This window comes from Peterkaempfera bronchialis (assembly GCF_003258605.2).
GTDB classification, from domain to species: Bacteria; Actinomycetota; Actinomycetes; order Streptomycetales; family Streptomycetaceae; genus Peterkaempfera; species Peterkaempfera bronchialis.
Genome location: NZ_CP031264.1, coordinates 3,955,031 through 3,974,406 on the forward strand (window position 1 = coordinate 3,955,031; position 19,376 = coordinate 3,974,406).

21 protein-coding genes are annotated in these 19,376 nt (G+C 69.4%); 13 read left to right on the forward strand and 8 right to left on the reverse strand.

Annotated features, from left to right (window positions below; translation table 11 throughout):
• Positions 1-58: 58 nt before the first annotated feature.
• Together C7M71_RS17580 and C7M71_RS31880 are read left to right on the forward strand one after the other, a co-directional pair.
• Positions 59-1,744 carry a cellulose binding domain-containing protein gene (locus C7M71_RS17580; RefSeq protein ID WP_114914415.1) on the forward strand — a complete coding sequence of 562 codons (1,686 nt, stop codon included), beginning with the start codon at positions 59-61 and terminating at the stop codon, positions 1,742-1,744.
• Between the two features lie 28 nt (positions 1,745-1,772).
• Positions 1,773-2,540 (forward strand): carbohydrate-binding domain-containing protein, encoded by a 768-nt coding sequence (locus C7M71_RS31880; RefSeq protein WP_229758779.1) that lies wholly within the window; start codon positions 1,773-1,775, stop codon positions 2,538-2,540.
• A gap of 94 nt (positions 2,541-2,634) precedes the next feature.
• Here the strand turns inward: C7M71_RS31880 and C7M71_RS17590 are convergent, their stop codons facing one another.
• Complete coding sequence (locus tag C7M71_RS17590; protein WP_162824289.1) at positions 2,635-3,147, reverse strand: MarR family winged helix-turn-helix transcriptional regulator; 513 nt, start codon at positions 3,145-3,147, stop codon at positions 2,635-2,637.
• Positions 3,148-3,273: 126 nt separating this feature from the next.
• On the opposite strand from C7M71_RS17590, the gene C7M71_RS17595 reads away from it, so the two are divergent.
• Positions 3,274-3,768 (forward strand): YceI family protein, encoded by a 495-nt coding sequence (locus tag C7M71_RS17595; RefSeq protein ID WP_229758780.1) that lies wholly within the window; start codon positions 3,274-3,276, stop codon positions 3,766-3,768.
• Between the two features lie 172 nt (positions 3,769-3,940).
• On the opposite strand, the gene C7M71_RS17600 is transcribed toward C7M71_RS17595, so the two are convergent.
• The 6 genes from C7M71_RS17600 to C7M71_RS17625 all read right to left on the reverse strand — a co-directional run bounded on the left by C7M71_RS17600 (position 3,941) and on the right by C7M71_RS17625 (position 8,528).
• The gene (locus tag C7M71_RS17600) at positions 3,941-4,675 is read right to left on the reverse strand and encodes a class I SAM-dependent methyltransferase (RefSeq protein WP_111489450.1); all 735 of its coding nucleotides are present in this window, start codon (positions 4,673-4,675) and stop codon (positions 3,941-3,943) included.
• A 44-nt stretch (positions 4,676-4,719) separates the two neighbouring features.
• Positions 4,720-6,090 (reverse strand): hypothetical protein, encoded by a 1,371-nt coding sequence (locus tag C7M71_RS17605; RefSeq protein WP_111489451.1) that lies wholly within the window; start codon positions 6,088-6,090, stop codon positions 4,720-4,722.
• Positions 6,091-6,092: 2 nt separating this feature from the next.
• Positions 6,093-6,857 carry a hypothetical protein gene (locus C7M71_RS17610; protein ID WP_111489452.1) on the reverse strand — a complete coding sequence of 255 codons (765 nt, stop codon included), beginning with the start codon at positions 6,855-6,857 and terminating at the stop codon, positions 6,093-6,095.
• A 42-nt stretch (positions 6,858-6,899) separates the two neighbouring features.
• On the reverse strand, positions 6,900-7,484 hold the full coding sequence (locus tag C7M71_RS17615; protein WP_111489483.1) for a CYTH domain-containing protein: 585 nt from the start codon (positions 7,482-7,484) through the stop codon (positions 6,900-6,902).
• Positions 7,485-7,636: 152 nt separating this feature from the next.
• The gene (locus C7M71_RS17620; protein WP_111489453.1) at positions 7,637-7,936 is read right to left on the reverse strand and encodes a hypothetical protein; all 300 of its coding nucleotides are present in this window, start codon (positions 7,934-7,936) and stop codon (positions 7,637-7,639) included.
• Positions 7,937-8,018: 82 nt separating this feature from the next.
• On the reverse strand, positions 8,019-8,528 hold the full coding sequence (locus C7M71_RS17625) for a nucleoside-diphosphate kinase (protein ID WP_111489454.1): 510 nt from the start codon (positions 8,526-8,528) through the stop codon (positions 8,019-8,021).
• Between the two features lie 398 nt (positions 8,529-8,926).
• Between C7M71_RS17625 and C7M71_RS17630 the strand changes: the two genes are divergently transcribed.
• The 3 genes from C7M71_RS17630 (at position 8,927) to C7M71_RS31885 (ending at position 11,119) form a co-directional block, all read left to right on the forward strand.
• Positions 8,927-9,592: an NUDIX hydrolase gene (locus C7M71_RS17630; RefSeq protein WP_111489455.1), complete on the forward strand. Its 666-nt coding sequence runs from the start codon at positions 8,927-8,929 to the stop codon at positions 9,590-9,592.
• A complete protein-coding gene (locus tag C7M71_RS17635; protein ID WP_111489456.1) occupies positions 9,589-10,002 on the forward strand; it encodes an NUDIX hydrolase in 414 nt (137 codons plus the stop codon). The genes C7M71_RS17630 and C7M71_RS17635 overlap by 4 nt, the downstream gene beginning before the upstream one ends.
• A 955-nt stretch (positions 10,003-10,957) precedes the next feature.
• Entirely contained in the window at positions 10,958-11,119 is a 162-nt protein-coding gene (locus C7M71_RS31885; RefSeq protein ID WP_229758781.1) for a hypothetical protein, read from the forward strand.
• Between the two features lie 71 nt (positions 11,120-11,190).
• Here C7M71_RS31885 and C7M71_RS17645 read toward each other — a convergent pair whose 3' ends face one another.
• Positions 11,191-11,817: a hypothetical protein gene (locus C7M71_RS17645; RefSeq protein WP_407675913.1), complete on the reverse strand. Its 627-nt coding sequence runs from the start codon at positions 11,815-11,817 to the stop codon at positions 11,191-11,193.
• Positions 11,818-11,952: 135 nt separating this feature from the next.
• On the opposite strand from C7M71_RS17645, the gene hemL reads away from it, so the two are divergent.
• From hemL to ccsB, 7 genes are all read left to right on the forward strand, one after another.
• On the forward strand, positions 11,953-13,284 hold the full coding sequence (gene hemL / locus C7M71_RS17650; RefSeq protein ID WP_111489458.1) for a glutamate-1-semialdehyde 2,1-aminomutase: 1,332 nt from the start codon (positions 11,953-11,955) through the stop codon (positions 13,282-13,284).
• 140 nt (positions 13,285-13,424) lie between these two features.
• Positions 13,425-14,072: a histidine phosphatase family protein gene (locus tag C7M71_RS17655; protein ID WP_111489484.1), complete on the forward strand. Its 648-nt coding sequence runs from the start codon at positions 13,425-13,427 to the stop codon at positions 14,070-14,072.
• Positions 14,073-14,221: 149 nt separating this feature from the next.
• Entirely contained in the window at positions 14,222-14,800 is a 579-nt protein-coding gene (locus tag C7M71_RS17660; protein WP_111489459.1) for a type 1 glutamine amidotransferase domain-containing protein, read from the forward strand.
• Between the two features lie 161 nt (positions 14,801-14,961).
• Positions 14,962-15,576 (forward strand): TlpA family protein disulfide reductase, encoded by a 615-nt coding sequence (locus C7M71_RS17665; RefSeq protein ID WP_111489460.1) that lies wholly within the window; start codon positions 14,962-14,964, stop codon positions 15,574-15,576.
• Entirely contained in the window at positions 15,573-16,352 is a 780-nt protein-coding gene (locus tag C7M71_RS17670) for a cytochrome c biogenesis CcdA family protein (protein WP_111489461.1), read from the forward strand. The genes C7M71_RS17665 and C7M71_RS17670 overlap by 4 nt, the downstream gene beginning before the upstream one ends.
• Before the next feature lie 2 nt (positions 16,353-16,354).
• Positions 16,355-18,211: a cytochrome c biogenesis protein ResB gene (locus tag C7M71_RS17675; protein WP_111489462.1), complete on the forward strand. Its 1,857-nt coding sequence runs from the start codon at positions 16,355-16,357 to the stop codon at positions 18,209-18,211.
• Between the two features lie 2 nt (positions 18,212-18,213).
• Positions 18,214-19,344 (forward strand): c-type cytochrome biogenesis protein CcsB, encoded by a 1,131-nt coding sequence (gene ccsB / locus C7M71_RS17680; protein ID WP_111489463.1) that lies wholly within the window; start codon positions 18,214-18,216, stop codon positions 19,342-19,344.
• The last annotated feature ends 32 nt before the right edge of the window (positions 19,345-19,376 follow it).

Here is a 19,376-nt window from a genome sequence, read left to right on the forward strand (position 1 = left end):
CACGCCCTGCCCGGCCGCCAGGGGTTCCCCCAGCTGTCCCACGAAGAAGGACAAGCGAGTGACACATCACGCTCTCACGCCCACCAGACGGTGGTCCCGACCCGCGGCGATCCTGCTCGCCGTCCTGCTCGCGGTGGCAGGACTGGCCGCCACCCGGTCCACCTCCGCCTCCGCCGCCGTGCCCAGCGGCTTCGCCTACCGCTGCGGCATCCACTTCTGCCTGGACGGCAAGGCGTACTACTTCGCCGGAGCCAACACCTACGACGTCTTCACCTACGGCAGCGGCTCGGGCGACACCGAGACCCAGTACATGGACAAGACCAGGATCGACGCGCAGTTCGCCAACCTCCAGGCCGACAAGGTCAGTGTGCTGCGGCTCTGGATGTTCAGCCACGAGGACTGGCACGGCTTCGAGAAGTCCAAGGGGGTCTACAACGAGCAGGAGTGGTCCGAGTTCGACTACATCATCCAGTCGGCCAAGGCCCACAACATCAAGCTCATCCCGGTCTTCGAGAACTACTGGGAGGCGTACGGCGGCATCGACACCCGCCTGAAGTGGGAGGGCCTCAACGGCGGCCAGCCCGGTCGGGCGGCCTTCTTCGACAAGAGCCGCTGCCCCGGCTGCTTCACCTCGTACAAGAACTACGTGAACTACGCGCTCAACCGCACCAACCACTACAGCGGCATCAAGTACAAGGACGACCCGGCCATCTTCGCCTGGGAGCTGATGAACGAGCCGCGCTACCAGGACCAGAGCACCGCCGAGAACGTCAACGGCACCACGCTGCGCGCCTGGGTCGACGAGATGGGCGCCTACATCAAGGGCATCGACCCCAACCACCTGCTCGGCGCGGGTCTGGAGGGGCATGGCTCCAAGTACGGCTTCGGTGGTGACGAGGGCAACCCCTTCGTCTATGTCCAGCAGTCGCCGTACATCGACTTCACCTCCGCCCACCCGTACCCGACCGAGTCCTGGGCCAACCTGACCCTGGACCAGACCAAGAAGCTCATCCGGGCCTGGATCAGCGACTCCCACGACGTGGTCGGCAAGCCGTTCTTCATGGGCGAGTTCAACGTCCAGAACGTCGACCGGTCGACCTGGTGGAACGGGCTCTACACCGACTTCGAGGCGGCGGGCGGCGACGGCAGCGCCTTCTGGTGGTACATGGACCGCCAGGTGGATCCCAACTACGGGGTGCTGGCCGGGGCGCCCGAGCTGTCGGTCTTCCGCGCCCACTCGGGCCGGATGGCCGCCAAGAGCGGCACCACCCCGCCCACCGACGGCCCGACCACGCCCCCGACCAACCCGCCCACCACGCCTCCGACCAAGCCTCCGACGACTCCCCCACGACCCCGCCGACCACTCCCCCACCACTCCCCCACCACGCCGCCCACGACCCCGCCCACCACGCCCCCGGCCGGGTCCGGCTGCGCGGTGTCGTACCAGCTCTCGGACTGGGGCACCAGCTTCAACGCCGACATCACCGTCAAGAACCGGGGGACCAGCGCGATCAACGGCTGGAAGCTGGTCTTCTCCTTCCCCGGCGGCCAGACCATCAACTCGATCTGGAACGCCAAGGCCACCCAGAGCGGCAAGCAGGTGACCGTCACCAACGAAGCCTGGACCGGCACCATCCCGGCCGCCGGCTCGGTGAACTTCGGCCTCAACGGCGCCTCCTCGCCGGGCACCAACGGCGTACCCACCGCCTTCACCCTCAACGGGCAGAACTGCTCCATCGGCTGACCGCATCCGTGCGGAAGGGAGACACCTCATGATCAAACGCCTCGCAGCACTGGCCGGCGCCGCCGCGCTGGCCCTGGTCGGCACGGTCACCGTGACCGCGCCCGCCGCCCACGCGGCCAACGCCCCCAACGGCTACCCGTACTGCGCCAACGGCAGCGCCAGTGACCCCGACGGAGACGGCTGGGGCTGGGAGAACAACCAGTCCTGCGTGGTCCGGGGCGGCAAGGCCGACACCGGTGGCTCGGGCGGGTCCGGCGGCTCCAGCAGCGGCGGGTCCGGCGGCTCCACCCTGACCTGCCCCTCCGGGATGAGCTGCGGCTCGTACACGGTCAGCGGCCTCGGCAGCCGCAAGCAGCAGGTCCGCAACGCCGGCGGCAATGTGCTGGACCTGGCCGTGGCCATGCTGGAGACCGACACCATGACCAGCAACTACGCGTACGGCGACAACAAGTCCGGGGACGCCGCCAACTTCGGCATCTTCAAGCAGAACTGGATGATGCTGCGCGCCGCGTGCAGCCGCTTCCAGGGGCAGAGCGCCTCCCAGTGGAACAACGGCGCCGCGCTCAACAGCGACCTCAGCTCGGATGTGTCCTGCCTGCACCAGAGCCAGAACCACTACGGCACCAACACCTGGTTCGCCGGCCACCGCAACGGCTCCTCCGGCCTGAACAACCCCAACACCACCGACATCAACAACTACCGCAACGCCGTCTACTGGATCCGCGACCAGCTCAACAGCAACTCCGCCAACCTCAGCAATGACACCCGCTACTGGGTCAACGTCCCGGCGATCTGACACCGCCGACCGACCGACCGACTGACCGACCGTCCAGCCGGCCGGGCCGCCGCCTCCTCGGGCAGCGGCCCGGCCGTACGCATCCTCACCAGCGCTACCGGAGAGGGTCCTTGGTGCCGTTGAGCTCGGCCTCCAGATAGCCCATCGCCTTGATGAAGACGGTGCGCTCCTCGGGGCTCAACTGCTGGAGCGCCCGCACGATGGGGGCCGTCGCACCCTCCAGCCAGGCATCGGCGAGGCCCTCGCTGCCGGGGGTGATCCGGACGATGGTGCGGCGGCGGTCCGCAGGGTCGGTCGACCGCTCGGCGAAGCCGACCCGCTCCAGGTCGGCCACCAGGCCGCTCACGGTGGCCAGGCTGAGGTCGAGAGCCGAGGCCAGCGCCCCCACGGTGGCCTCCTGCTCGCGCAGCAGGGACAGGGCCGAGCTGTGGCGCGGGCCGAGCGACACCCCGTCGAGCACGACCGGTTCGGCCGGACGCCGACGCATCCCCCGCATGACCCGGGGTAGCAGCTGCACCAGCTTGCCAAGGCCGTCGTGCACCGTGCACCCCGCAGCGGCGCCGTGGTCCTCGGCGGCTGACGGGTTCTGCCGGTGTCGTGCCTTCACGTCGGCATTGTACCGGTACATAGTCGAACCAAATAATTTGGTGTACCAAACTGTTAGGCTGACCAAAGCAAATCGGACGCCCTGCGGAGGCCAGTTATGACATCGCTCGACCCGACGGTTACCGATGTGTCCACTTACGCCGGTTCGTGGACCCTCGATCCCGACCGCACCTCGATCACCTTCCACACCAAGGCCATGTGGGTGCTCCCGGTGAAGGGCACGTTCCGGGCGCTGGAGGGGGCCGGCGAGGTCGGGGCCGACGGCAGCCTCAGCGGGACGCTGGTGATCGACGCGGCCTCGATCGACACCGGGAACAAGAAGCGTGACGATCATCTGCGCAACGCCGACTTCCTGGAGGTCACGGCACACCCGGCGATCACCTTCACGGCCACGGGCGCCGTTGCCACCCCCGCCGGCAAGGTCGAGGTGACCGGAGAGCTCACCGTCCACGGCCGGACCAAGCCGCTCACCCTGCTTGCCGAGGTCAGCGCCACCGGCGACTCGGCCACCGTCTCCACCGAGGTCGAGATCGACCGCAGCCTCTGGGGCCTGACCTGGGCCCAGATGGGCGCCGGCCTCAAGAACCGCGCCGTCGTCACCGCCCACTTCCACCGCCCCTGACCCACCCTTCCCCCGCGCCCCCCGACGCCCAGCCGGGGGGCGCGGGGGCCACGGCACCAGACGAGGCAGAAGAACCGGTGGCCGCGCGGCTTGCTCCGGGGTCCCCGCGACGCGGAACGGAAGGGCGGGGCTACCCCCTGGCGGCCATGCCTCCGGGAGGCGTCATCGCGCGCTACTTCGTTGCGATCACGTAGACGCTGGCCCACCGCCGCTTCGGGTTGGCCATGGTCGGGTCGAAGGTCCACGGCTCGACTGTCTTGAAGCCCGCCTCGCAGAAGAGCTGGACCAACTTCCCGTGGTCGTACGCCCAGTAGTGGGGGTTGTAGGTGGGGTCGTCGTCCTGGTCGCGGAAGACGTAGTTGATGAGGTCGAGGTAGGTGTTGATGTCGCTGCGGCACTCCCGCTTGGCGTACCACCGTTCGATCATCTCGGTGGCCTGTTCCGGCGGCGCCGGGTACTGGCTCAGGACGTAGGCGGCGTCGGGGACGCCGGTGATGAGCTGCCCGCCGGGTGCGAGCACGCGGTGGGCCTCGTGTGCATAGTGCTTGGCGGAGCGCGGGTAGTCGATGTGCTCCAGGAAGTGCTCCGAGAAGACTTCTTGGGTGCTGTCGTCGGCGAGCGGGATGCCTTCACGTACGTCCCACAGGAGGTCGGCGGGCGGGACGATGTCGATGTTGAGGAAGCCCTCGATACGGTGGCCGCCGCCACCGATCTGGATCTTGGTGGGGCTGGGCTTCAGGACCCCGTCGGACAGGTCGGCGACGCTGGCCCGGTGGTGGCGGTGCAGCTCGACTTCCTTGACGGCCGCCCTGAGCGTGCGGGCGAGGCCGTGAGTGGTCGCCGGAGATCCGAGAGCCTGGTCGAGCTGGGTGAGGAGGGCGGTTATCTGCTCATCGTGCGGAGTCATCGGGTCTCGCTTCCGGGTTGCCCGGGGTCGGTGGTTGGCAGCGGTCAGCTGCTGCTGTTGCGCATCAGCGTGTGCTTGATGTCAACCAGGCGTGGGGCGATGCTCAGTGTCAGCTGCTCGATCGGGTGGAGGTGCCCGAAGTCGTCGGGCTCGGCACGCCAGACGCGGTAGTCCAGGTTGGGATACGCCGGGTTGATGCCGATCTCGCCCTTGGGCATCGTGCCGTTGAACGGGACGACGATGTCCATGTGGTTCCAGTAGTTCCAGGCTTGCAGGGCCTTGTGCTGGTCGAAGTAGAAGTAGAAGTCGGGGTACCGGCCGAAGCTGCGGAGTTCCCGGTGGATGAGGTGTCCCAGCAGTGGGCCGAGCTGGGTGGCGAGGCTGTCGAACTCCCAGCGCGTGCGGTGCCAGGCTTCCGGCACCTGCCTCGGGGTGAAGAGCCGGGCGGCGACGAGGTAGCTGATCCGCTCGACCAGGTAGGTGCGGGCGTGGTCGGCGTCGATGGTCGGGTCGATTCTCCGGAGGAGTGTTGCCAGCTGCTCTGGGTGTGGGCGGAAGTTCGCCAGGTTGAACTTGCCGGCCATGTCCGGGAAGGAGGCGAACAGCATCTCCTTGTACAGCCAGTTGTTGAACTCCCCGAGGTCGGCAAGCTGCTGGGTGTGTGGGGAGGTCGAGTGGAGCATCAGGTACTCGGAGAGGGCCTCGAAGTAGAGGTAGCCAAGGATCGGCAGTCGGGGGATGGCCTCGTCGAGCAGCCGCAGGAATGTGTCGTCGGCCACGACGGCGCCCTGGCGGACGATGGCAGCTGCCAGGGCCAAGAACGCTGCCGAGTTCTTCGCCCGGCCGACGACCGTCTCGCGGAGGTGGTGTCGCTCGGTCTTGCTCAGGAGGTATTCGAGGTCGCTGTAGATCCGCAGGTGGATCGAGCCCAGGCGTAGGTAGTCCACGCCTGCCAGCCCGCGGTACGCCTGGGGTGGGGTGGTGATCTCGAAGATCAGGGGCGTGGGGATGCGGCCCGGCACACCGACCTTGGCGAGGACCGCAGGGGCTTCCTTGGTGAGAACGTAGGAGGCCAGATTGTGCATACGGAAGCCCCTGACAGCCGGTATGAGCGGCGCGCAGTAGATGCTGCCGACCAGGCAGCCACCCGAGGGGTAGAGCACGCCCTGTCGGCTGATCTCCTCCAGTGCGTGGGTGACATGGAGAAGATGCAGCTTTCCGTCGCTGCTCAGGGCATCGAAGAGCGCGTTCTTCCGCAGCAGACTGCCGTTCGGTGTCTCGTCGGCCAGGCGCTTCTGCCACACGGCGGTCTTGGCAGCCAGCGGGTCGTTGTGCCCGCCGGACTCCGGCGGCACGGCGGAGTCGAAGAAGGCGTGCGCGTCGGCCCACAAGTCGTAGGCATCGCAGAGTCGCACGGCTACACCAGTCCCTTCTCGGCGAGGGCGTACAGGACGGCTTCGGCACTGTCGGCTCCGGCGAGATGGGCGGTCTCGGAGATGACCACGAGGTCGAAGGCGACGGCTCGTAGCTGGTCGAAGGCATGTTCTCGGACATGTCGTGCGTCGGGCCACCACCGGAGCGTCGGCAGACGGTAGCGGTCGAGCGCATCGGCGGCCTTGACCAGGTCACAGATGAGTTCGGCGCGGCCGTGGTCGGCGCGGTCGTCCGCGTTGAAGGCGTCGTACGGCAGATCGTGCAGCCGGATGGCGGTGGCCGCTTGCACGATCCGGCGGGGCGTGATGACGAGGCCGAAGTGGTCCCAGACGGTATCGGCGTTGGCGGAGAGCCAGACGGCCGCGCGCGCACCGTGGCCCTGGTCGTCCTTGTCGTGCAGGCGCCGGCAGTCATGGAGGGCGGCAGCCAGGATGACCGTGGCGGTCTCCACCTCGTCCAGGTCGTGTGTCTCCGCGAGCAGGGCAGCCAGGGCAGCTGTCCGCATGCTGTGCCGGATGCCGTGAAGGGAAGTGCGGAGTCGTGGCTCCGCCAGCCAGGCGGCCGGAAGAGCAGACCGGCCCAGGAGGTGCTTGGAGGCCGGCCGGAGTGGTGGCGGCCAAGCATGCCCGAGGTCCGGCCTGTTGTCCCTGATCCACTGGACGGTGGCCGGGTCCATGTACTGGTGGTGCGGAAGCTGCCTCCGGGCAGCCAGCTCGACCAGACTCGCGGTCGTCGGAGTCGTGCTCATCTGTGCCCACCCCCTCTGGTGGTCTCCCGCGAGAGCGGTCCCCTACCGGATCGGCGCTGCCCGCCCCTGACGGGCCTTGCGCTTCTGCTCGGCGGCCTCGAAGGCCGCTCCGAAGTCGGCCAGCTCCTGCTCACTCATCAGCGTCACGCCCAGTTCGGCGGCGACGTCGACAATCCGAGCCGATGCCTCGTCCCGGGTGGCGTCCGAGGCGCCGTCGTCCAGCAGCACCTCGAACTCGGCGTGGTAGCCCCACGCCGCACTCCACTTGACCGCGATCTCCACGTCCTGGAAGCGGAAGTTGTGCCGCAAGTTGAACGCCTCGTGCATCACGGACCCGAAGCCCAGGGCCTTGAACACCTTCACGGCTGCCGGCACGTCCTCGCGGGCGATGGCGAACTCGGTCTCCGGGAAGGCCGAACCCTGGCCGATCCTGCTCCCCTTGAGGGTGATCTTGGCGGTGCCGACTGCCATGTTGTCCGTGACCTTGAGCAGCTGGTCGGGCAGTACATAGAAGTAGATGTGCTTGGCGTCGTCCCCCAGGTCCTCGCCGTCCTTCCTCAGTCGAGCGATGAGCTGGTCATGGACATCCTTGTCGAACCGGGCGCGCATCTCGATCTCGACGGCCACGGTCATGTCTCCTCGTTTCAGGCACGGCGAATCCAGCCGAACCAGGTCAGGGCGGTCGTCGGCTGGTCCGGTACGGAGTTGATGGTCGGTGCTGGGCGGTGTGGCTGCCGTAGCTCGATCAGCCACACCGCCCGAGGTGAATCAGGCTGGTGTCAGCCCAGATCGCCGAAGCGTTCCCGGATCACACCGGCATGCAGGTAGTTCGGCAGAGGGACGCCGCCGACCGCGACGCGGGTGGTCGCCACCTGGTCCTCGGTCTCGTCGGGGAAACCCTCCAGGAGCTGGAGGCACTGCTGCACCCACTCGCGGGACTTGGGCCAGTCGCCCCCGTCCCGGTGCCGGAGAGCCAGGGCGTAGGCGGTCTCGGCAGCCGCCCACCGGTCGGTCACCAGTTCGCGCTGGAAGACGGACTCCAGCTCCCCGGCGGAGGCCAGGCGGGTCTGGTCGGTCATAGTGCCCCTCTCAGATCTGACGGGTGGTACCCCAGAGGTGATCAACGCAGCGGCGCCTCCGCGGTGACGCTGCGATCCGCCGTCAGTAGGTGTAGATCTCCGCCAACGTGCGGTAGTCGCTCAGCTCGTCCTTGGCGAACCAAAGCTCGATCTCCTGGGCGGCTTCCTCTTTGTTGCCGGAGGCGTGCACGAGGTTGGCCACCGCCTTTCCGGACGCCACGCTGGCCGCCGCGCTGTAGTGCGAGAAGTCGCCGCGCACCGTGCCCGCCGGAGCCTGGTTCGGGTAGGTGCTGCCGACGAGCTTTCGGACGGTGGCGATGGCGTCGTATCCCTCCAGCACCAGGGCGACGACTGGCCCCTGCTGCATGAAGGTGGCCGTGAAGTTGTAGACCTCCGAGCCCAGGCGCTCTTCGAGGTCGAAGTAGTGCTTACGGGTGAACTCCTCGTCCATCCACTTCATTTTGACGCCAACGATCTTCAGCGCCGCATCCTCGAAGCGCGAGATGACCTTCCCCGCGAGGCCGCGTACCAGCGCGTCGGGCTTGAGCAGGACGAGCGTGCGCTCGACCGTGTGTACCTGGTCCTCGGCCATCAGTTCCCTTTCAGCGTTCCGGTATGACGATCATGACGAACAGTCAGTCCGTCATGGACTGAGATTACCGACGCTGGCGAGGCGATTCCGCCGCTCCGGCACGTCACCCGTACGGGTGGATATGGGAATGGCTCAGCTGACGCTCACGTCACTGCTGCACCGGCCCGTCACCCTCGCGGGCGTAATCGTCCAACTCCTGATCTGGTTTGCGTACTCACCTGGAATCCTGAGGCGGGGCCCCCAAGGTGCAAGTGGCCTCGTTGGCAAGTGCTTTGGGCCCCGTGCCGTGAGTCTTCCGTTCTTCCGGCCGCGCGGCCATGAAGCACCAGTGCAGTCGATGCGCACTTTCGACGCACACGCTCTGCATCTGAGCGGTCACGACGGAGGGGGGAACGGCGTTGGACGTGATCGAGGTCTGGAACGGCCGATACGCCTGCCTGCTCCAGTCCGCTCTCCGCCTCACCAACGAGGCGTTCGCCAACCAACTCGGCATCGCTGTGCGCACGGTGGCGACGTGGCACTCCGAGCCATCTGTCGTACCGAGGGCAGAGATGCAGCAGCTCCTGGATGCCGTGTACGAGAAGGCGTCGAGCACAGCCCGACAGCGCTTCGCGCTCCTGGCTGCGAGAGAGAACGTGGACCGCGCATCCGACCCCAGCGCGCCCGCTGCCCAAGCCCTCCGAGTCGCAATCGCAGTCGTCATTCGCCGGGGCGATGTCCTGTTGGTCTGTCGCCGCGACGATGACGCATCAGGGATCACCTGGCAGTTTCCGGCCGGGGTGATCAAGCCTGGTATGAGGCCGGAGACGGCAACTGTCCGGGAGACACTGGACGAGACCGGCGTGCACTGTGCGGTCCGGCAGAGCCTGGGACACCGTCTCCATCCCGTGACAGGCGTGCTGTGCGAGTACTTCCTCTGTGAGTACTTGGCCGGCGAGGCAACCAACGGCGACGCTGTCGAGAACGTCGACGTGATGTGGGTTCCGCGAAATTCGGTGACCCGTTTCATCTCCGTCGATACGATCTTCCCACCCATCCTGGCAGTCCTGGAGGAGCAGACGTGACACAGCAGACGTCCGAGGACCGGCCTGGTATCGCCGCCGCGATCGTGGTGAGCGAGGGCCGCGTGCTGATGGTGCGGCGCCGGGTCAGCGAGGGCCAGCTTTCCTGGCAGTTCCCGGCCGGCGAGATCGAACTCGGCGAGTCGCCGGAGGAGGCGGCCGTCCGCGAGACCGCAGAGGAGACCGGACTCGGCGTGGAAGCCCTCAAGCTCCTGGGCGAGCGCGTCCACCCGAAGACGGGCCGACTGATGTCGTACACGGCCTGCCGGGTTGTGAGCGGGACCGCCGAGGTGGTGGACACCGAGGAATTGGACGAGCTGGCGTGGGTCGCCCTCGCCGAGATCCCGCAGTACGTGCCCTACGGGCTCTTCGAGCCGGTCCAGGCGTACCTGGACGCCTCACTCGCCGCCTGACCGGGCTCTCCGAGGTCAGCCCGGAATCCGGAAGAGAGCTACGGCAGGGGCCTTGTTCGGTCGGACCCGGGTGTGGAGAGCTGATGTGGACCGTCGGAAGTTCATGGCCGCCTCGGCGTACTCCGTCGCCGCGATGCACCTGCCGCTGGAGTATGTCCGCGAGAGTGCGGAGCGCACAGCGGCCGTCCGAAGCGGCGCCGTCGCCGGGGCCGCCGAGGTGGCCGCAGTTCGCGACGTGATCAGCATGTTCACCGAGATCGACGAGCGCCACGGCGGCCAGCATGGCCGCTCGGCTCTGATCCAGTACCTGCGATCCGACGTGGTCGCCCCTGTGCCGGGGAGCCTTCCGCACTCACCAGGATCGCCGGCAGATGCTGTCCGCCGCAGCCGTCGGCGTCCACCTGGCGGGTTGGAAGGCATACGACGCCGGGGAGCAGGGCCTCGCCCAGCGCTACTACCACCAGTCGTACGCCCTCGCGGTCGAGTCCGGGATCGTCGGCCACGACGCCTTCGTCCTGCGGACCCTGGCGCAGCAGGGCATGAAGCTCCGCCATCCGTCCAAGACGTTCGCTCTGTCCGACACCGCGCTGTCCCGGGTCGTCGGCCGGGTGGACGCCGCGACCGAGGCGCTGTTCACCATCACCCACGCCCACGGCCTGGCCGCCACCAACCAGCGTCGCCAGGCCGTCCAGGCCGTGCAGCGTGCCCGCGACCTGTTGGAGACCGCCGACGGCGACGACATGCCGTACTGGGCCCGCTCCTGGGGGCTGGCCCGCGCCACGGTCAACTCCCGTAGCGCCAAGGTCTTCGCGCGCCTCGGCGACCGCAAGGGCGCTGCGGAGAACTATGCGGCGGCAGCTGCCACCCGGCCGCCTACGACCTATGCGCGCATCCTTGCGCTCGACCTGGTCGCCCAGGCCAGGATGGAACTCGCCGACGGCGGCATCGAGCAGGCATGCGGTACCTGGAACCGGGCACCGACGCCATGGCCGGGGTGCAGTCCGTTCGCACCCGCCGCGCGGTCGGTGAGATGCGCAAGAGCCTCGCCCAGTTCAAGAGCCGGGGCGTCTCAGCGGCCCAGGAGCTGGACGAGAGGGCAGCTCTCTTCCTCACCTGACCGAGGGCAGCTGGCGGTGCTTGCCACGGGCACGGTCGGGGCGCACCGCTGCGGGCGGGTGAATGCCCCGGTCAGGGCCAGACGAGGCAGAAGAGTTGGTGGCCGGCGTCGTGGAGGCGGGTGGCGAAGTTCTGCCATTCGTGGAGCATCTGGTAGATCACGAAGGCGTCGCGCGGTCCGCGTCGGTCGGGGACGGTGGACCAGATGAAGGCGGCGGCGCCGAGTTCGGTCTCGTCGGCCTTGCGGAGGGGCTCGACCACGCTGGGGGGGAGCTGGACCACGGCGTAGTCGGGGTGGAGGACGACCAGCTCCAGCGGCGGGACCTGGTGGAGGGGGACGCCCTTGATGCCGGTGAGCACCATGGCGCTCATGGTCTCCGGCTTGATCTTGGTGGAGAGGTGGCGGCCCACCGCTTCCTCGCGGTCGTAGGCGCGCTCCTCGGCCTCGATGCGCTCCTCGGCGCTGATCAGGTCGCCGAGGCGGCCCAGGGTGCCCAGCTCTCCGGCGTCGAGCCCGAGTCCGTCGCGACCGAGTGCGGTGGGTACCCGGGCGGCCGTGGCGCGGTCCGGCGCACCGAAGTACTTGTAGGTCACCCCCACCCGGCCTCCACCTCCCCTTCCTCGCCCCGCTGAATCCGCGGCCCTCCGCGAGGGCCGCGCTGTCCCCTCGGAGTCGTCACGTTCGGACACTCGGACCATCCTCACCGGAATACGCCGAAACCGACAGACCTGGCGCAGCTGCCCGCCCGCCGGGCGGGGCCGCATGATGCGCCACGATCATCGTTCCAGATGAACGGGCGGGACATGCCGGTGGGAAGGACACGATTTGAGACCATGTCCTGTGTGAGCTATCCGTACGAAGCCCCAGTGTCCCAGAAGCTGTTCGAGCGCGCCTCGATCGTCACCCCCGGCGGGGTCAACTCGCCGGTGCGCGCCTTCAAGGCCGTGGGCGGTACGCCCCGGTTCATGGTATCCGGTACCGGTCCCTACCTGACCGACGCCGACGGCCGCGAGTATGTCGACCTCGTCTGCTCCTGGGGACCGATGATTCTCGGCCATTCTCATCCGGCTGTCCTGAAGGCGGTGCATGAGGCGGTGGCGCGCGGCACCTCCTTCGGTACGCCGGGGGAGGGCGAGGTCGAACTGGCCGAGGAGATCGTCCGGCGGATCGCGCCGGTCGAGCAGGTGCGCCTGGTGTCGTCCGGCACCGAGGCGACCATGTCGGCGATCCGGTTGGCACGCGGCTTCACCGGGCGGGCCAAGGTCGTCAAGTTCGCGGGCTGCTACCACGGTCATGTGGACGCGCTGCTGGCCGCTGCCGGTTCAGGTGTGGCGACTTTTGGACTTCCGGACACCCCGGGCGTGACCGGCGCGCAGGCCGGCGACACCATCGTGCTGCCCTACAACGACCTGGACGCGGTGCGCGCCGCGTTCGCCGCCAACCCGGGCGCCATCGCCTGCGTGATCACCGAGGCGTCGCCCGGCAACATGGGCGTGGTGCCGCCGCTGCCCGGCTTCAACCACGGCCTCGCCCAGCTCTGCCGGGAGAACGGCGCGCTGTTCATCTCCGACGAGGTGATGACCGGCTTCCGCGTCTCCAAGGCCGGCTGGTACGGCCTGGAGGCGGCCCGTGAGGGGTGGGCCCCGGACCTGCTCACCTTCGGCAAGGTGATGGGCGGCGGCTTCCCGGCGGCGGCCTTCGGCGGTCGCGCCGAGGTGATGGCGTACCTCGCCCCGGCCGGCCCGGTCTACCAGGCGGGCACGCTCTCCGGTAACCCGGTGGCCACCGCCGCCGGCCTGGCCCAGCTGCGGCACTGCACCGACGAGGTCTATGCGACCGTGGACCGGGTGTCGGCCGAGGTCTCCGGGCTGGTGTCGGAGGCGCTGGCCAAGGAGGGCGTGGCGCACCGGGTGCAGCGGGCGGGCAATATGTTCTCGGTCTTCTTCACCGAGCGGCCGGTGATCGACTATGACCGGGCCAAGGCCCAGGAGGCGTTCCGCTTCACCGCCTTCTTCCACTCCATGCTGGCGCAGGGCGTCTATCTGCCGCCGTCCGCCTTCGAGTCCTGGTTCGTCTCCTCCGCGCATGACGCGCAGGCCGTCGAGCGGATCGCGGCGGCGCTGCCGGCGGCGGCCCGTGCCGCTGCCGAGGCGCGGCCCGCGTAGGCTCGCCGCAGTCCCGGACCCGCAGTCCCGGACCCGCAGTCCCGGACCCGCCGACCCCCGTACTCGCCGACCACCCCGTACCCCTAAGGCCCCAAGGAGCAGCTCAGGTGAGCAGCAAAGACGTCACAGTCGTCCACCTCATGCGCCACGGCGAGGTGCACAACCCGGAGGGCGTGCTGTACGGCAGGCTGCCCGACTACCACCTCTCGGAGCTCGGCAAGGAGATGGCCGAGCGGGTCGCCGACCACCTGGCGGGCCGGGACATCACCCATGTGGTCGCCTCCCCGCTGGACCGGGCCCAGGAGACCGCCGCGCCGATCGCGGCGGCGCACGGCCTGAAGACGGCGGTGGACGAGCGGCTGATCGAGGCGGAGAACGTCTTCCAGGGCAAGACCTTCGGGGTGGGCGACGGGTCGCTGCGGAACCCGTCGCACTGGAAGTACCTCACCAACCCCTTCCGCCCGTCGTGGGGCGAGCCGTACATCGAGCAGGTCGTGCGGATGATGGGCGCGCTGGGCGCGGCCCGCGACGCCGCCCGGGGGCACGAGGCGGTCTGCGTCAGCCACCAGCTGCCGATCTGGGTGACACGCTGCTTCGCCGAGCACCGGCGGCTCTGGCACGACCCGCGCAAGCGGCAGTGCTCGCTGGCGTCGCTCACCAGCTTCACGTACGAGGGCGACCGGATCGTCTCGGTCGGCTACAGCGAGCCGGCCCGCGACCTGCTGCCGGCCCACCTCACGGGCAAGGGCGGGAAGAACCAGCCGGTCGGCAAGAGCTTCGGCGCCTGACCGGGCCCGACCCGACCCGGCCCGACCCAGCCTGGCCCGACCCAGCCTGGCCCGGGACCCCCGAGGTTTCCGCCCGGGGGCCTCGGGCAGGGGCGCGAAAGAGGACAGATCCACTCATTCGCGTCTGCACGGAAGGAGGGTGGTTCGCCGTGGCCGCCACCCTGCAAGGCAAGACCGTGGCATTTCTGGTCGCCCCGGAAGGGGTCGAGCAGATCGAGCTCACCAGCCCCTGGAAGGCGGTGCAGGAGGCGGGCGGCACGCCCCGGCTGGTCTCCACCAGGCCCGGCCGCGTCCAGGCGTACCACCACCTCGACAAGGCCGACACCTTCGAGGTGCACGATGTGGCCGGTGAGGTCCCCGCGGGCCACTACGACGCGCTGGTGCTGCCCGGCGGCGTCGCCAACCCGGACATCCTGCGGACCGACCGGGACGCGGTGGCCTTCGCCAAGGCGTTCTTCGACGCGGGCAAGCCGGTCGCGGCCATCTGCCACGGCCCGTGGACCCTGGTCGAGGCCGGGGTGGTGCGCAACCGCACGCTGACCTCCTGGCCCAGCCTGCGGACCGACATCGTCAACGCGGGCGGCAACTGGGTCGACGAGGAGGTCAGGATCTGCACCGCAGGGCGCAACGTCCTGATCACCAGCCGCCGGCCGGACGACCTCAGGGCCTTCGAGGGGGCACTGACCACCGAGTTCGCCAAGGGGCCCCGGGCCACGGCCCCCGCGTGACCGCCGCCACCCGCTCGCCAACCGGTCCTGAGCCGGTCCCGAGCCGGTCCCGAGCCGGTCCCGAGCCGGTCCCCGGCTGATCCGCCGCAGGTCGGCGGGGGTGTGAGACGCGACACCCGACCCCGATGAGGGCCGTCGCGAAGCCATGCGAAACTTTTCACATGAGTCTTGGCCGCTCCGCCTCCCGCCGTGCCCGTGTGCGCCTGGCCGCCGTCGCCGGTGCCGTCCTGGCTGCCGTCGCCGCCGCCGGATGCTCCTCGTCGGGGTCCGGCGGAGGCGACGCCGGTTCCGGCTTTGTCGCCGGCAAGGGCGGCATCGACACTGCGGCGGCCGGCCACCGGCCGACCGCGCCGGACATCTCCGGCGAGACCGTGGACGGCAGGAAGGCCGCCCTGTCCGACTTCAAGGGCAAGGTCGTCGTCGTCAACGTCTGGGGCTCCTGGTGCCCGCCCTGCCGTCTGGAGGCCAAGGGGTTCCAGCGGACCTGGACCGCCTACCAGGGCAAGGACGTGCAGTTCCTCGGGATCAACACCCGCGACACCAGCGTGCAGAACGCCAAGGTCTTCGAGAAGAACTTCGGCATCACCTACCCCAGCCTCTACGACCCCTCCGGCGCCCAGATCCTGCGCTTCCCCAAGGGCGCGCTCAACCCCCAGTTCATCCCCTCCACGCTGGTGATCGACCGGGACGGGAAGATCGCCGCCCGCGCCATCAAGCCGCTGGCGGAGGAGGACCTGGAGTCCATGATCAAGCCGGTGCTCGCGGAGACGTCGTGACCGGCACCCTCCTCGCCACCGTCGGCGACACCAACGCGACCGTGCTGCAAGGCGCCCTGCTGCTGGCGGTCCCGGTCGCGCTGCTGGCCGGCCTGGTGTCGTTCTTCTCCCCGTGCGTGCTGCCCCTGGTCCCCGGCTACCTCTCGTATGTCACCGGCTTCTCCGCCGCCGACCTGGCCGACGCCGGCGGCCGGCGCCGGGGCCGGATGCTGCTGGGCTCGCTGCTCTTCGTACTCGGCTTCACCGCGGTCTTCGTCTCCGGCGGCGCGCTCTTCGGCTTCTTCGGCCGGACCCTGCTGGAGTACCGGCACACCATCTCCGTGGTGATGGGCCTGGTCACCATCCTGATGGGCCTGGCCTTCATGGGCCTGCTGCCGGGCTTTGCGATGCGCGAGGTCCGCTCGCACCGCCGCCCGGCCGTCGGGCTGGTCGGCGCCCCGCTGCTGGGCCTGGTCTTCGGCGTCGGCTGGACGCCGTGCCTCGGCCCCACCCTCGCCTCGCTCCAGGTGCTCTCCTTCAATGAGGCGAGCGCCGGGCGCGGGGCCTTCCTGATGGCGGTGTACTGCCTCGGGCTGGGCGTACCGTTCGTGGTGGCGGCGCTCGCCTTCCGCCGCGCGCTCGGCGCGTTCGGCTGGGTCAAGCGCCACTATCAGTGGGTGCTGCGCATCGGCGGCGGCATGCTCGTCGCCGTCGGCCTGCTGCTCGTCACCGGCGCCTGGGATTCGCTGATCAGCCAACTCCAGTCCGCCACCCAGGACTTCTCGATCGGAATCTGACTGTGAGCAACACGGACACCGACACCGGCCCCGGCTCCGACACCGGTACCGGCACCGGCGGCACCGCACAGCAGCAGCCGCTCGACGAGGCAGCCGCCGAGCGCCTCACCTCCGCCCCCGTGGAGCACCGCGCCGAGGACTCCGCCCCCGCCCTCGGCGTCATCGGCTGGCTGCGCTGGACCTGGCGGCAGCTCACCTCCATGCGGGTGGCGCTGATCCTGCTCTTCCTGCTCTCGCTGGCCGCCGTACCGGGCTCGCTGATCCCGCAGAACGGTCCCGACTCCATGCGGGTCGAGCGGTGGAAGGCCGCCCACACCACGGTCAGCCCGATCTACGAGAAGCTCCAACTCTTCGACGTCTACAGCTCGGTGTGGTTCTCGGCGATCTACATCCTGCTCTTCATCTCGCTGGCCGGCTGCATCGTGCCGCGCACCTGGCAGTTCGCCGGGGTGCTGCGCAGCCGGCCGCCGGCGGCCCCGCGCAACCTCACCCGGATGCCGGTCCATGCGACCTGGCGCACCGACGCCCGGCCGGAGGCGGTCACCGCTGCGGCGGAGCGGCTGCTGCGCGGGCGCCGCTTCCGGGCGCACACGGTCGGTGACGCGGTCGCCTCGGAGAAGGGCTACCTGCGCGAGGTCGGCAATCTGCTCTTCCACATCTCGCTCTTCGGGCTGCTGATCGCCATGGCCTGGGGCAGCCTCAGCGGCGGGCAGGGCAGCAAGCTGGTGCTGGAGGGGCAGGGCTTCTCCAACACCATGACCCAGTACGACGACTTCCAGCGGGCGCCCTTCTACGGCCCCGACGACCTGGACGCGTTCCGCTTCACGCTGGACGGCTTCACCGCGACGTACCAGACCAAGGGCGACCAGCTGGGCACCCCACGGGACTTCGCCGCCCATGTCCGGTACTGGACCGGCGCCGACGGCGGCAGCTCGCACCGGGCCGCCATCAAGGTGAACCAGCCGCTGGAGATCGCCGACAGCAAGGTCTACCTGGTCAGCCATGGCTACTCACCGGTCGTCACGGTGAAGAACGCCAAGGGCGAGGTGGTCTTCCACGGCCCCACCCCGTTCCTGCCGCAGGACAACAACCTCACCTCCATCGGCGCCATCAAGGTCGGCGACTACGGCCAGAAGGACGGCAAGCCGGTGCAGCTGGGCTTCGCCGGCATCTTCTCGCCCACCGCCCCGGTCACCGCGGACAAGGTGACGGGCTGGAACTCGCTCTTCCCCGCCGCCGCCGACCCCAAGCTGATCCTCAATGTGTGGGCCGGTGACCTGGGTGTGGACTCGGGCATCCCGCAGAGCGTGTACCAGCTCGACGAGACCCATATGAAGCAGCTCAAGCAGGACGGCGACATCGCCAGGGCGGCGCTCAAGCCGGGCCAGGGGTGGACCCTGCCGAACGGCTACGGGACCCTCACCTTCGACGGCGTCGAGCAGTGGGCCGGCTTCACCATCGCCCACCGCCCCGGCAACGGCGTGGCGCTCGGCAGCTCGGTGCTCTGCGTACTGGGCCTGATCGGCTCGCTGCTGATCCAGCGCCGCCGGGTGTGGGTGCGGGCCACCACCGCGACCGACGGCACCACCGTGGTGGAGATGGCCGGGCTGGCCCGCAGCGAGTCCGCCAAGATCGCCGAGGAGCTGGCCGACCTCGCCGTCGCCCTCCAGGACGACGCCCCGGCCCGGCCCGACGAGCCGGATGAGGCCGACAAGCCGGACGAGGCTGAGAAGCCGGACGAGGCCGACAAGCCGGACCAGGCCGAGGACCAGGCCGAGCGGCCGGACCAGGCCGAGGAGCCGCCCTCCGGCGGCGCCGACCGTACCGAGGAGCCCGAGATGATCGAGAAGAGGGGTTGACGGTGGTCCTTGCCACGGCGGTCAACGAGAACCTGGCCAACATCTCCAACTACCTGATCTACTCGGCGATGGCCGTGTACCTGCTGGCGATGCTCGCCCACTGCTTCGAGTGGACCTTCGGCAGCCGAGGCGCGGTCGCCCGGCGCTCCGCCGAGCAGGGCGGCTCCCTCGCCGAGGCGGCAGCCGCCGCCCGGCCCGGCGCCCGGAAGGTCACCGTCACCATGGCCTCCGCCGACGGCGGCACCGCCACCCTCACCCGCACCGCCCTGGCCGACGCCGGCGATGTGGTGGTCACCAGCGGCCGGGGCGACGACGAGACCGACGGCCCCGGCGCGGCCGGCACCGACCAGCAGGCCGACCTGCTCGGCCGGATGGCGGTCTCGCTCACCGTGCTCGGCGGACTGCTGCACGCCGCCGGGGTGCTCACCCGGGGCCTCTCGGTGATGCGCTGGCCGTGGGGGAACATGTACGAGTTCTCCTGCGCCTTCGCGCTGGCCGCAGTGGCCGCCTACCTGGTGCTGCTGGCACTCGGCAAGAAGGTCCGCTGGCTGGGCCTGCCGGTGGTGCTCGCCGCCCTGCTGACGCTCGGCCTGGCCGTGACGGTCCTCTACACCGACTCCGAGCAGCTCGTCCCGGCGCTGCACTCCTACTGGCTGGCCATCCATGTCTCCGGGGCGATCATCTGTAGCGGCGCCATGTACGCCGCCTTTGTCGCCACCGCGCTCTACCTGCTCAAGGACGCCTACGACAAGCGCGTCGCAGCCGGCCGCACCACCGGCCCGCTCGGTACGCCGGCCTCCGTCTGGCAGCGGCTGCCCGCCGCCAGCACCCTCGACAAGCTGGCCTACCGGATCAACGCGGTGGTCTTCCCGTTCTGGACCTTCACCATCATCGCGGGCGCGATCTGGGCCGAGGACGCCTGGGGCAAGTACTGGGAGTGGGACCCCAAGGAGACCTGGGCGTTCATCACCTGGGTCGCCTACGCCGCCTATCTGCACGCCCGCGCCACCGCCGGGTGGAAGGGCCGCAAGGCCGCCTATCTGGCGCTGCTCGCCTTCGCCTGCTTCCTCTTCAACTACTACGGGGTCAATATCTTCGTCACCGGCAAGCACTCCTACGCCGGCGTCGGCTGACCGGCCGCCCGCCCCTTTGCACGCCGACGGCC

What these genes read in the sequence shown, in the direction of transcription:
- C7M71_RS17665 (WP_111489460.1), top strand. Translation starts at nt 14,962, where the DNA reads ATGAGTCTTGGCCGCTCCGCCTCCCGCCGTGCCCGTGTGCGCCTGGCC.
- C7M71_RS17610 (WP_111489452.1), bottom strand. Translation starts at nt 6,857, where the DNA reads ATGAGCACGACTCCGACGACCGCGAGTCTGGTCGAGCTGGCTGCCCGG.
- C7M71_RS17655 (WP_111489484.1), top strand. Translation starts at nt 13,425, where the DNA reads ATGCGCCACGGCGAGGTGCACAACCCGGAGGGCGTGCTGTACGGCAGG.
- C7M71_RS31885 (WP_229758781.1), top strand. Translation starts at nt 10,958, where the DNA reads ATGCGGTACCTGGAACCGGGCACCGACGCCATGGCCGGGGTGCAGTCC.
- C7M71_RS17600 (WP_111489450.1), bottom strand. Translation starts at nt 4,675, where the DNA reads ATGACTCCGCACGATGAGCAGATAACCGCCCTCCTCACCCAGCTCGAC.
- C7M71_RS17625 (WP_111489454.1), bottom strand. Translation starts at nt 8,528, where the DNA reads ATGGCCGAGGACCAGGTACACACGGTCGAGCGCACGCTCGTCCTGCTC.
- C7M71_RS31880 (WP_229758779.1), top strand. Translation starts at nt 1,773, where the DNA reads ATGATCAAACGCCTCGCAGCACTGGCCGGCGCCGCCGCGCTGGCCCTG.
- C7M71_RS17645 (WP_407675913.1), bottom strand. Translation starts at nt 11,817, where the DNA reads ATGGTCCGAGTGTCCGAACGTGACGACTCCGAGGGGACAGCGCGGCCC.
- C7M71_RS17620 (WP_111489453.1), bottom strand. Translation starts at nt 7,936, where the DNA reads ATGACCGACCAGACCCGCCTGGCCTCCGCCGGGGAGCTGGAGTCCGTC.
- hemL (WP_111489458.1), top strand. Translation starts at nt 11,953, where the DNA reads ATGTCCTGTGTGAGCTATCCGTACGAAGCCCCAGTGTCCCAGAAGCTG.